Below are 10,762 nucleotides of genomic sequence, written 5' to 3' on the forward strand. Positions count from 1 at the left end.
CGGCCTCGGCCTCGCCCTGCCGTTCCTCTGCCTCACCGTGTTTCCGCGGGCCCTGCGCCTGCTGCCCCGCCCCGGCGCCTGGATGGACGTGCTGAAGGGCGCGCTCGCCTTCCCCGTCTACGCCACGGTGGCGTGGCTGATCTGGGTGCTCGCCCAGCAGGTCGGCCCCAACGGGCTCCTCGCCGGGCTGACCGGCCTCGTGCTCGTCGCGCTCGCCGCCTGGGCCTGGGAGCGGGCGCGCGGCGCCGGACCGCTCGGCACCGGCGTGAGCCGCGTCGCGGCCGTCGCGGCGCTCGTCGCGGCGCTCGGCCTCGTCGCCGTCCTCGACGGCGACCGCGCCTCGGCGCGGGGCACCGCCCTGGCCCAGGGCGAGGAGGCCTTCACGCAGGCCCGCCTCGACGCGCTCCGGGCGGAGGGCCGCACGGTGTTCGTGGACATGACGGCGGCGTGGTGCATCACCTGCCAGGTCAACGAGCGCACGGTGCTCGCCCGCGCGGGCGTGCAGGCGGCGTTCCGGGCGGGGCAGGTGGCCTATCTCAAGGGCGACTGGACCAACCAGAACCCGGAGATCACCCGCCTCCTCGAGCACCACGGCCGCAGCGGCGTGCCGCTCTACCTCGTCTATCGCGGGACGGGCGCGGCGCAGGTGCTGCCGCAGATCCTGACCGAGGGGATCGTGCTCGCGGCGATCGGCAAAGGGGACGTCGCGGCGGCTCGATGAGTTGCTTAGGCTTTCTGGCCTGCGAATATACCTGAGTAGCCCTTGATAGGGGTTCCGTATGTCTGTTCGAATATCAGCTGGCAGACCTTCATTCCGGCCGTCAGCATGATTTTATGCGGGCCGAGATTGAACATTTCGAGCTGGATGTTGCCGCTGAAACCACAGTGTATCGTGGGTGCCGTTACGTGAATTCCGACACCCAACCGCGCGAGTGAGCTTTTACCTTCGACTCTAGCCGCTATCCGGGATTCTTCGGGAAGAAAAACGTCTTCCGCAGTCCAAGCCAGAACGAACTTTCCTGGATTGAGCTCATAGGCAGACAAGGTTTTCTCAGATTGGAGCGGAAGCATCGTCTTATATGAATAGTCCGATGCACCTGGGCTCACCGTTGTGCCTGGGATTGCATTCCAGTCTAGAAATTTGTTTGAGAGAGTTAGATCGAGGGTCGTCGAACTCAGAGCTTCGCGTAGATTAGGCTGAGGTTCGATGACAATCTGCTTTTTGGCGAGCGCAATTTCAATCTCTCGATCCGTTAGAATCACTGCGCTCGCCCCAGTTCTATGTTCAGGCAGCGAGTTCTGACTGCACAGTCTGAGCCTTGTCGACCCAAATGCGCCAGCGCCCAGAGGCCGACTCGCGCGGCAATTCAATCAGAAGTTTGCCGCCCTCCGCAAGCAGTGCTGTCCCGACATCGACCATGTTGTCGTGAACCTGCTTCTTAGAGAGCACAACCTCCTCTTCATGTCCCCCGGCAGCCTGGATGCTGACGATGACCTCGGAAGGGCCTGGGCCTTCTGCGATCAGCTTGCATCTAACGAACATGGGCGCCTCGCTAGGTTGGGAAACAAAATGTGAACATAGGCGGAGCCGAAAGACGCGTCTACGCGACAGCTAACACGAAACCGTCGTCGATAGTTCGGTCCCGGCCTGTGGATGAGAGGCCGAGCTTAGCCATATGTCACCAGAGTCGGAAGCGGTTTCACATTCCTTAATCAGGGAATTTTTCAACCATGGCGAGCAGAGCTCGGCAGCAAGAAAACGATTCCAAAGGTCTGTTCCGAAAAAGTTTTCGATACATGTGTCAGCAGTCTGAATGACAAGGTGCAGGCCGTTTCCTCTTCTAATGAAAGAGGAAACGGCCTGTCCGGCACCGAGCACAGATTGTTATGGCGGCTCAGCCCGCGAGCTTGGCCGCGATGCCGGCCACGTGGCGGCCCTGGAAGCGGGCGCCGTCGAGCTCGACTTGGGAGGGCTGGCGCGAGCCGTCGCCGTCGGCGATCGTGGTGGCGCCGTAGGGCGTGTTGCCCTTCACCTGCTCGACGCCGTTCTGGCCCGCGAAGCTGTAGGGCAGGCCCACCACCACCATGCCGTGGTGGAACATCACCGTGTGGAAGCTCGTCAGCGTGGTCTCCTGGCCGCCGTGCTGCGAGGCGGTCGAGGTGAAGGCCGAGCCGACCTTGCCGACGAGCGCGCCCCGGGCCCACAGGCCGCCGGTCTGGTCGATGAACTGCTTCATCTGCGAGGCCATGTTGCCGTAGCGGGTCGGCGTGCCGAAGATGATCGCGTCGTACTCGGCCAGTTCCTCGACGGTGGCGATCGGCGCCTCCTGGTCGAGCTTGTAGTGGAACTGCTGGGCCACCTCGTCCGGCACCAGCTCCGGCACGCGCTTGACCGCGACCTCGGCCCCGGCCTCGCGGGCGCCCTCGGCCACGGCCCGCGCCATCTGCTCCACATGGCCCCAGGACGAGTAGTAGAGCACCAGAACCTTCGCCATCATCGTCTCTCCTGTTCGCGGACCCGGCGCGTCCTCCCGAAAGCCCGTGTTCGCTTTCAGACGTGGACGACGCGCGCATGACGGCCCGAGCGTCGAATGCACGGGTGAGTATGAGGGTTCGCGCTGTTTGCAGAAACGCCCTGCCGTGCAAGATCACGCTTGCAAACTTGCAAGACGGAGGGCGCGGTGCCGGTGGCCTGGGACGAATTTCGCCTCGTGCGCGCCATCGCCGAGCGGGGGGCGCTGGCCCCGGCCGCGGCGCATCTCGGCATCAACCCCTCGACCGCCTTCCGGCGCCTCGCCGCGGTGGAGGCGGGACTCGGCACGCGCCTGTTCGAGCGCCACCGCTCCGGCTACGTGCCGACGCCCGCGGGCGAGGCGATGGCCGCGGCGGCGGGGCGGATGGAGGAGGAGGTCGCGCGCTTCGACCGGGAGGTCGCCGACCGCGCGCTGACGCCCTCGGGCCTGCTGCGCGTGACCGCCGCGGCGACGCTGGTGACCGATCTGCTGATGCCGATACTCGGCCGCTTCCGGGCGCGCTATCCGAAGGTGCAGCTCGAACTCATCGTCTCCGAGGACGCGCTGAACCTGTCCCGCCGCGACGCGGACGTCGCGCTCCGGGCCACCCGCGACCCGCCGCCCAACCTCGTCGGGCGCCGGCTCGCCACCATCGCCTGGGCGGTCTACGGCCCGGTGGACGGGCCGGGCGATCCCGCCGACGCGTGCTGGGTCACGCCGAGCGAGGCGGTGGCCGGCGGCCAGTTCGCCCGCTTCGTCGCCGCCCGCGCCGGGCCGGAGCGGGTGGCGCTTCGCCTCAACACCGTGCAGGGCCTGTGCGAGGCGATCAGCGAGGGCGTCGGCATCGGCCCGCTGCCCTGCTCCCGCGGCGACCGGATCGCGGGACTGCGCCGCCTCTCGGGGCCGGAGCCGGAACTGGCCGGCTCGCTCTGGCTCCTGACCCATCCGGACCTGCGCCACGCGGCGCGGGTGCGCGCCTTCATGGACCACGTCGTCGCCGAGGTCGCGCCGCTGCGTCCCGCCCTGGAAGGGCGATCGATCCGTTGATCCGCGCCCAGGGCAATCGCCTGGAAGCGATTGCCCTGGTTCATGCCGGCCTCAATCGCCGGCGCCCGCCTCCGCGGGCTCAGGCTTTCGCTCCGCTCGGTGCATTTCAGGACCGAAGTCCTGAAATGCCCGCTCCGCGCGGCGCTCTTCGCGCCGCGAAGCTGCCAAAGCAGCTTCGAGCGATTGCCCTGCTTCGCGTCCGAACCAGATTGCGCAACGGCCGGTCCCGCCTCTATAAGCGGCAATCCCCTCATTCATCGCGACATGGGATCCTTCGGGCCTGACCGGGCCGGAGGCCGCGGGGAAGCCTTTCCGGCATCCCGCCCGTTTCCCTGCCGCGACCCCTGATCGCCTGGAGCTTTGTCCGATGTCCCAAGGTCCGCTGATGCCCAAGGCGACCGCCGTGTGGCTCGTCGAGAACACCTCGCTCGCCTTCGAGCAGATCGCCGACTTCTGCAAGCTGCACCCGCTCGAGGTGAAGGGCATCGCCGACGGCGAGGTCGCCGCCGGCATCAAGGGCCTCGACCCGATCACCACCGGCCAGCTCACCCGCGACGAGATCGAGAAGGCGCAGAAGTCGCCCAACTACCGGCTCAAGGTCGCGGTCTCGAAGGTGAAGCTGCCCGAGGTCAAGCGCACCACCAAGGGTCCGCGCTACACGCCGCTGTCGCGCCGCCAGGACCGGCCGAACGCGATCCTCTGGCTGATCCGCAACCATCCCGAGTTGAAGGACGCGCAGATCATCCGGTTGGTGGGCACCACCAAGGCGACGATCCAGCAGATCCGCGAGCGGACCCACTGGAACTCCGCCGCGCTCCAGCCGATGGACCCGGTGACGCTGGGTCTCTGCTCGCAGATCGACCTCGACTTCGAGGTCCAGCGCGCCGCCAAGGACCGCCCCGCCGTGCTGCCGACGGATGGCGGCGCCAAGCTCCTGCCGACCGAGGTCTCGACCGCCCCGGCCGCCGAGGAGCGGGAGGAGGAGCGCGAGGAGGAGGATCTCAACGCCGACGCGGTCTTCGCCAAGCTCAAGGGCATGAGCCGCATCGACGAGGACGACGACGAGGACTGATTTTCCGCCGCTGGGCGGCCCGCCGCCCGTGAAAGAAAATTCTCGCCCGCCCGCCCTATATGCGGAATAATGCCATTGGGCCGCTCCCGCGGAGCGGCGGCAGGCGCGAGGACGTGGCATGATCCACGGTGGCGTGACCGAGAGTGGCTCGGACCCCGGCCGCTTGGCCGAGGGCGGCGTGACCGGCCCCGGCCTGCCCGCCGATCGCCTCGGTGATGCGGCGGGTGAAGGCGTTGCGGGCCGCGTCGATCGCGGCCGCGAGGCGCAGCGACGGCGGCAGCGGCTCCGCCGGGGCCCCGATCTCGACCTTGCCGACCAGCGAGCCCACCGCGCCGATCCCGCGGAAATAGGCGTCGCGGGCGAAATCGTAGCCGCCCGGACGCACCGCCTCCGGCGGCGGCAGCAGGCGGGCGGTGGCGCGGATCGTGTCGCCCGGCCGCACCGACGGCGCCGCGCGGGTCGAGACCCGCACCCGCCGCGGGCGCTGCGCCGCGTCGAGATCGCCGAAGGTCTCGACCCGTACGATCTGCCGCGCGCCGCCCTCCCGCTCGTCGAGCCCTTCGACGAGGCCGGCGAGCGGCGCGATGGTGACGCGGGTCAGCACCGGCCCCGCGACGGAGGCGACCCGCCAGATACCGGCCGCGAAGCCGAGGAAGAGCGCGGCGAGGGCGAGGACCAGCGCGAGCGCGACCGGGCGGGCGCGCAGGGCCGGCGTCACGGCGAGGCAAAGCCCCGCCGCGATCAGCGGTGCGGCGAGCGAGGGCGCCCCGTCCGTCGCCGTGAAGAAGACGAGAATGCCGGCGCCGAAGGCGACGGCGAGCCAGGGGAACAGCCGGCGCTGCTCCGCCTCGCGGGCGAGGCCGGCGCCCAACGCCGCGATCGTGCCGTGCCAGAGCTGCGAGGGGGCGGGCACGCGACCGCCGAGGAGGGCCGGAACCGCCCCGCCGATCGCCCTGCCGCCGCCCTGCGCCATGCCCCGCCACGTCCCGAGACCTGCGATGCCCGCGCGACGGGCAAACGTGACGAATTCTTAACGCATCCGCTCGCTCGTGCTACACGCCGGCCGAGACCGGCCGCGGCCGCCCTCCCGCCATCCCCACTTTCTCAAAAGAAGCCTCCCAGCCGCCGATGTCGTCACCGGTCGTCACGCGCTTTGCGCCCTCGCCCACGGGCTTCCTGCATATCGGGGGAGCGCGCACGGCCCTGTTCAATTGGCTCTACGCCCGCCGCTTCGGCGGCCGGATGCTGCTGCGCATCGAGGACACCGACCGGGAGCGCTCGACGCAAGCCGCGATCGACGCGATCCTCGACGGGATGCGCTGGCTCGGCCTCGATTGGGACGGGGATGTGATCTACCAGTTCGCCCGCGCCGAGCGGCACCGCGACGTCGCCGAGAGCTTGCTCGCCTCGGGCAACGCCTATCATTGCTACGCCAGCGCCGAGGAGCTGGCGCAGATGCGCGAGACCGCCCGCGCCGAGGGCCGCGCCCCGCGCTACGACGGCCGCTGGCGCGACCGCGACCCGTCCGAGGCGCCCGCGGGCGTGAAGCCGGTGATCCGCCTGCGCGCGCCGACGGAGGGCGAGACCGTGGTCGAGGACGCGGTGCAGGGCCGCGTCACCTGGGCCAACCGCGACCTCGACGACCTCGTGCTGCTGCGCTCCGACGGCACCCCGACCTACATGCTCGCCGTCGTCGTGGACGACCACGACATGGGCGTCACCCAGGTGATCCGCGGCGACGACCATCTCACCAACGCCGCGCGTCAGAGCCAGATCTACCGCGCGCTGGGCTGGGAGGTGCCGGCGATGGCGCATATCCCGCTCATCCACGGGGCGGACGGGGCCAAGCTGTCCAAGCGCCACGGCGCGCTCGGCGTCGAGGAGTACCGCGACCGCGGCTACCTGCCCGCCGCCTTGCGCAACTACCTCGTGCGGCTCGGCTGGAGCCACGGCGACCAGGAAGTCTTCTCTACCGAGGAGATGATCGCCGCCTTCGACCTGAAGGCGATCGGCCGCTCGGCGGCGCGGTTCGACTTCACGAAGCTGGAGAGCCTCAACGGGCTCTACATTCGCGGCAGTGCCGATTCGGCGCTGGTCGATGCCATCGACGCGATCCTGCCGGCACGCGGTCCCGAGCGCGGTCTGCCGACCGCCCTGACGCCGGATCTGCGCGAAAAGCTCGTATCGGCGATGCCCGGCCTGAAGGAGCGCGCCAAGACCCTCGTCGAGCTCCTCGACAGCGCCTACTACCTCTACGCCCCGCGCCCCTTGGCCCTCGACGCCAAGGCGGAGGGCCTGCTCGCCGGCGAGGCGGTGGAGCGGCTGCGCGCCCTTCTGCCGGCGCTGGAGGCCCTGCCGGAATGGACTGCCGCGGCGACGGAAGGGGCCGTGCGCGGCTTCGCTGAGAGCGAGGGGGTCAAGCTCGGTCAGATCGCCCAACCCCTGCGGGCGGCCCTCACCGGCCGCGCCACCTCGCCGCCGGTGTTCGACGTGATGGCCGTGCTCGGCCGCGACGAGGCCCTGGCCCGCCTGCGGGATCGTTTGCCGGCCTGACGACGCCGCACGCGGCGGATCAACGCATCCGGCATGCCGGCGCGTCGATCGGATCGGCTCGTCCGACCGCGATCTCGCCGTCGCCGTCGGCACGGCGGCGGCGCGAATGACAATCCAGCGCGAATGACAGCGCTCGACTCGGACGGCGGCAGACGATGTCGCCGGATACCCGAAACTCTTGCCTCACGCGGCGTTTCGGCGTCATCATCGTCCCGGCGGAGCGCTTAGACTGTTCGACACCTGTTGCGCCGAGGGGCTCGAAGCAGGTTTCATCCCGCCCGGACGGTGACAGACACGGCCCATTTTTCGCATATGCGAAGAAGCCGTGAGCGGCCCACCGTTGCTGGGCGCCGACCGATCCGCTAACCCGGTGCTTCAGTGAGCGGGCGCAGTGCTCTGCTGCGGCGCCACAACGGAGCGGGAGGCGGGCCTCCCGCTCCGGTGCTGTTCCCGTCGCGAGAAAGGGTCCGCGATCCCATGAGCGCTTCCGCCAGCACCATCATCGTGGGCGACAACCACGTCGAACTTCCCATCAAGACCGGAACGATCGGCCCGGACGTGGTCGATATCGGCAAGCTCTACGCCCAGACCGGCAAGTTCACCTTCGATCCCGGCTTCACCTCGACCGCCTCCTGCGAGTCGAAGATCACCTATATCGACGGCGACGAGGGCGTGCTGCTCTATCGCGGCTACCCGATCGAGCAGCTCGCCGAGCAGGGCGACTTCCTCGAGACCGCCTACCTGATGCTGTTCGGCGAATTGCCGACCTCCGCCCAGAAGGCGGATTTCGATTACCGGGTCACGCGCCACACCATGGTGCACGACCAGATGAACCGCTTCTTCCAGGGCTTCCGCCGCGACGCCCACCCGATGGCGGTGATGGTGGCCTGCGTCGGCGCGCTCTCGGCCTTCTACCACGACTCGACCGACATCTCGGACGAGCAGCAGCGGATGATCGCCTCCCTTCGCATGATCGCGAAGATGCCGACGCTGGCGGCGATGGCCTACAAGTACACGATCGGCCAGCCCTTCGTGTATCCGAAGAACGACCTCGACTACACCTCGAACTTCCTGCGGATGTGCTTCGCGGTGCCGTGCGAGGAGTACGTCATCAACCCGATCTACGCCCGCGCCCTCGACAAGATCTTCATCCTGCACGCCGACCACGAGCAGAACGCCTCGACCTCCACGGTGCGGCTGGCCGGCTCCTCGGGCGCCAACCCCTTCGCCTGCATCGCCGCCGGCATCGCCTGCCTGTGGGGCCCCGCCCATGGCGGCGCCAACGAGGCGGCGCTGAAAATGCTGATGGAGATCGGCCACCCCGAGAACGTGCAGAAATACGTCGCCAAGGCGAAGGACAAGAACGATCCCTTCCGCCTGATGGGCTTCGGCCACCGGGTCTACAAGAACTACGACCCGCGCGCGCGCATCATGCAGAAGACCACCCACGAGGTGCTCAACGAACTCGGGCTCAAGGACGACCTCCTGGAGGTCGCGGTGCAGCTCGAGCAGATCGCGCTCAAGGACGAGTACTTCATCGAGAAGAAGCTCTACCCGAACATCGACTTCTACTCGGGCATCACCCTCAAGGCCCTCGGCTTTCCGACCTCGATGTTCACGGTGCTGTTCGCGCTCGCCCGCACGGTCGGCTGGATCGCGCAATGGGCCGAGATGATCGAGGATCCGTCCCAGAAGATCGGCCGCCCGCGCCAGCTCTATATCGGTCCCGACCGGCGCGACTACGTGGCGATCGGCCAGCGGAGCTGATTAGAGCCAGGACATCGGGGGCGCTCAAGCGCCCCCATTTTCGTCGCGGGCCGTGCCGTCTATCGGTCCCAGCGGCGATACACGTTGTCGTGCGGCCCGAGATCGACCGCTGCATACACGTCATCACCGTCCTTCCGTAGGATGATGCGATCCCCTCTCGTCGGATTGATGATGAAATAACCGATCCGGCCGACGAGCGGACGGAATCGGAGGCTCGGCAAGCCGGGCTCCTCGGCGAACTTCAGCAACGCCCGCCCGGCCGCCTTCCGGCGATCGGGCGGCAGGCTTCTGAGGCCGGCTTCGAAACCGGCCTCGATCGTCAGTCGGATCGTCACGCAGCGCCGAGACCGGCGAGGTAACCGGCAAGGTCATCCGTCGTCTCGAATGTTCGCCCCCCCCGGGCGGCGGGATCGATGTCGGCCCGGACAGCACGCAGAAAGAGAGCATAATCGAGGAGCGCATCGACGATTCGCTTCTCCGTTGCCACGATCCGGCCCCCGAACGCGCGGTGGGCGGCCGCGAGCGAAGGATCCGTCCGGAACGCCGTCTTCACCTCGCGGGCGATGCGCTTCTGCAATCGAGCGCCCTGCTTGGCCCGCATCTCCGCAACCGTTTCAAAATCGTCGATCGTCGCCGAGAGGAGCCGCAGATCCTCGGCGGACCGGCTCTCGATCGTCGCGCCTTCGACCGAGCGGCGCGCCCGTTCCATGGTCGCGATCCATGAATTGGCCGCCGCGTCGAAGCCATCGGCCAGCCGACGACCGATCCGTAGCGCCTGCTCGGCGGCAGCCCTGCGCAGAACCTGCTCCTCCACCAGCGCGGGTCGCTCGGGAGGGAAGGGGATATGGAGCGATTCGATGATGGCGGGATCGAGCATGCCGCATCCTACAGCATCGGCTTTGCCCGAGAAGCGGCGTCGCCCATGATCGGTCGGCGAAAGGACCGGCCGCGCATCGCGCGACCTGACGTCAGATCCCGAGATCGCGCCTCAGGCGCACGACAGCCCGATCCAGCGCTCCGAGAAACGCCGAGCGGTCCTTCGGCGAGAACGGCTTCGGCCCGCCGGTGATGGCACCCGCTTCCCGAAGCTCCTGCATCAGGTTGCGGGTCGCGAGCGCGAGGCCGACGGACGAGTCCGTGAAGGCTTTTCCGTTCGGCGCGAGCGCGACGGCGCCGGCCTTCACGCAGCGGCTCGCGAGCGGCACGTCGGCGGTGACGACGATGGCGCCGCGTCCCGCCCGCTCGGCGATCCAGTCGTCGGCCGCGTCGAACCTGTCGCCGACGACGACGCGCTCGATCCAGGGCTCGCGCGGCAGATTGAGAACGCTGTTCGAGACGACGTAGACGTGGAGGCCGTAGCGGGCGGCCACGCGATAAACCTCGTCCTTCACCGGGCAGGCATCGGCATCGACGTAGATCGCGATCCTCGGAACCGTGGCGTCCTCGCTCATGCCGCCCGCCGGGCCTCCAGCACGATCCGGGCGGCCGCCCGGCTCGGTTCCTCGTCGCCGGCGAGTCGCATCCGGCCGTCGATGCGGGCGAGCGCGTCGAGCTGGGTCCGCCGGGCGGGGCCGCCGGCGAGGAGCGGCGCCAGCGTCTCGGCCAGCCGCTCCGGCGTGCAATCAGCCTGCACGAATTCCGGCATGGCGTTCTCGGACAGGATCAGGTTCGGCAGCACGATCGTCGGCACCTGGATCAGGCGCCGGGCGATCACCTCCTCGACTCGCGAGACCTTGTAGGCCACCACCATCGGCACGCCGGCGAGCGCCAGCTCGAGCGTCACGGTGCCGGAGGCCGCCAGCGCCGCTCG

11 protein-coding genes and 2 pseudogenes are annotated in these 10,762 nt (G+C 68.8%); 5 read left to right on the forward strand and 8 right to left on the reverse strand.

The genetic code is table 11. The features are described from left to right. The coding region (locus tag MFF42_RS09205; protein ID WP_238255465.1) for a protein-disulfide reductase DsbD family protein at nucleotides 1-721 on the forward strand (721 nt) is incomplete at its 5' end. Between the two features lie 5 nt (nucleotides 722-726). Here MFF42_RS09205 and dcd read toward each other — a convergent pair. The 3 genes from dcd to wrbA form a co-directional block, all read right to left on the reverse strand. After that, nucleotides 727-1,263, reverse strand: coding sequence for a dCTP deaminase (dcd, locus tag MFF42_RS09210; protein ID WP_238255466.1), 537 nt, complete (start codon nucleotides 1,261-1,263; stop codon nucleotides 727-729). Nucleotides 1,264-1,285: 22 nt separating this feature from the next. Then, nucleotides 1,286-1,543, reverse strand: coding sequence for a hypothetical protein (locus MFF42_RS09215; protein WP_238255467.1), 258 nt, complete (start codon nucleotides 1,541-1,543; stop codon nucleotides 1,286-1,288). A 352-nt stretch (nucleotides 1,544-1,895) separates the two neighbouring features. Then, entirely contained in the window at nucleotides 1,896-2,495 is a 600-nt protein-coding gene (gene wrbA / locus MFF42_RS09220; protein ID WP_238255468.1) for an NAD(P)H:quinone oxidoreductase, read from the reverse strand. Nucleotides 2,496-2,681: 186 nt separating this feature from the next. Here wrbA and MFF42_RS09225 point away from each other — a divergent pair, with 186 nt between their 5' ends. Together MFF42_RS09225 and MFF42_RS09230 are read left to right on the forward strand one after the other, a co-directional pair. Beyond that, nucleotides 2,682-3,560 (forward strand): LysR family transcriptional regulator, encoded by an 879-nt coding sequence (locus MFF42_RS09225; protein WP_238255475.1) that lies wholly within the window; start codon nucleotides 2,682-2,684, stop codon nucleotides 3,558-3,560. A gap of 367 nt (nucleotides 3,561-3,927) precedes the next feature. Continuing rightward, nucleotides 3,928-4,632, forward strand: coding sequence for a DUF1013 domain-containing protein (locus tag MFF42_RS09230; RefSeq protein WP_238255469.1), 705 nt, complete (start codon nucleotides 3,928-3,930; stop codon nucleotides 4,630-4,632). 121 nt (nucleotides 4,633-4,753) lie between these two features. Here the strand turns inward: MFF42_RS09230 and MFF42_RS09235 are convergent. After that, nucleotides 4,754-5,605 (reverse strand): annotated as a pseudogene (locus MFF42_RS09235) (DUF4131 domain-containing protein); the annotation flags it as partial. A gap of 155 nt (nucleotides 5,606-5,760) precedes the next feature. On the opposite strand from MFF42_RS09235, the gene gltX reads away from it, so the two are divergent. Together gltX and gltA are read left to right on the forward strand one after the other, a co-directional pair. After that, a complete protein-coding gene (gene gltX, locus MFF42_RS09240) occupies nucleotides 5,761-7,185 on the forward strand; it encodes a glutamate--tRNA ligase (RefSeq protein WP_238255470.1) in 1,425 nt (474 codons plus the stop codon). Nucleotides 7,186-7,662: 477 nt separating this feature from the next. Next, nucleotides 7,663-8,952, forward strand: coding sequence for a citrate synthase (gene gltA, locus MFF42_RS09245; RefSeq protein ID WP_238255471.1), 1,290 nt, complete (start codon nucleotides 7,663-7,665; stop codon nucleotides 8,950-8,952). 59 nt (nucleotides 8,953-9,011) lie between these two features. Here the strand turns inward: gltA and MFF42_RS09250 are convergent, their stop codons facing one another. The 4 genes and pseudogenes from MFF42_RS09250 to MFF42_RS09265 form a co-directional block, all read right to left on the reverse strand. Next, complete coding sequence (locus MFF42_RS09250; protein WP_238255472.1) at nucleotides 9,012-9,287, reverse strand: hypothetical protein; 276 nt, start codon at nucleotides 9,285-9,287, stop codon at nucleotides 9,012-9,014. Beyond that, the gene (locus MFF42_RS09255; RefSeq protein WP_238255473.1) at nucleotides 9,284-9,829 is read right to left on the reverse strand and encodes a hypothetical protein; all 546 of its coding nucleotides are present in this window, start codon (nucleotides 9,827-9,829) and stop codon (nucleotides 9,284-9,286) included. The genes MFF42_RS09250 and MFF42_RS09255 overlap by 4 nt, the downstream gene beginning before the upstream one ends. A gap of 91 nt (nucleotides 9,830-9,920) precedes the next feature. Next, entirely contained in the window at nucleotides 9,921-10,403 is a 483-nt protein-coding gene (locus MFF42_RS09260; protein ID WP_238255474.1) for a YaiI/YqxD family protein, read from the reverse strand. Beyond that, a pseudogene (locus tag MFF42_RS09265) lies at nucleotides 10,400-10,762 on the reverse strand (lipid-A-disaccharide synthase); the annotation flags it as partial. The gene MFF42_RS09260 and the pseudogene MFF42_RS09265, both read right to left, overlap by 4 nt.

Source organism: Methylorubrum podarium, assembly GCF_022179745.1.
Classification (GTDB): Bacteria; Pseudomonadota; Alphaproteobacteria; order Rhizobiales; family Beijerinckiaceae; genus Methylobacterium; species Methylobacterium podarium.

Excerpts from the sequence above, each read along its gene's own strand:
- MFF42_RS09215 (WP_238255467.1), bottom strand. The coding sequence starts at position 1,543 with ATGTTCGTTAGATGCAAGCTGATCGCAGAAGGCCCAGGCCCTTCCGAG.
- wrbA (WP_238255468.1), bottom strand. The coding sequence starts at position 2,495 with ATGGCGAAGGTTCTGGTGCTCTACTACTCGTCCTGGGGCCATGTGGAG.
- MFF42_RS09230 (WP_238255469.1), top strand. The coding sequence starts at position 3,928 with ATGTCCCAAGGTCCGCTGATGCCCAAGGCGACCGCCGTGTGGCTCGTC.
- gltX (WP_238255470.1), top strand. The coding sequence starts at position 5,761 with ATGTCGTCACCGGTCGTCACGCGCTTTGCGCCCTCGCCCACGGGCTTC.
- gltA (WP_238255471.1), top strand. The coding sequence starts at position 7,663 with ATGAGCGCTTCCGCCAGCACCATCATCGTGGGCGACAACCACGTCGAA.
- MFF42_RS09255 (WP_238255473.1), bottom strand. The coding sequence starts at position 9,829 with ATGCTCGATCCCGCCATCATCGAATCGCTCCATATCCCCTTCCCTCCC.
- MFF42_RS09260 (WP_238255474.1), bottom strand. The coding sequence starts at position 10,403 with ATGAGCGAGGACGCCACGGTTCCGAGGATCGCGATCTACGTCGATGCC.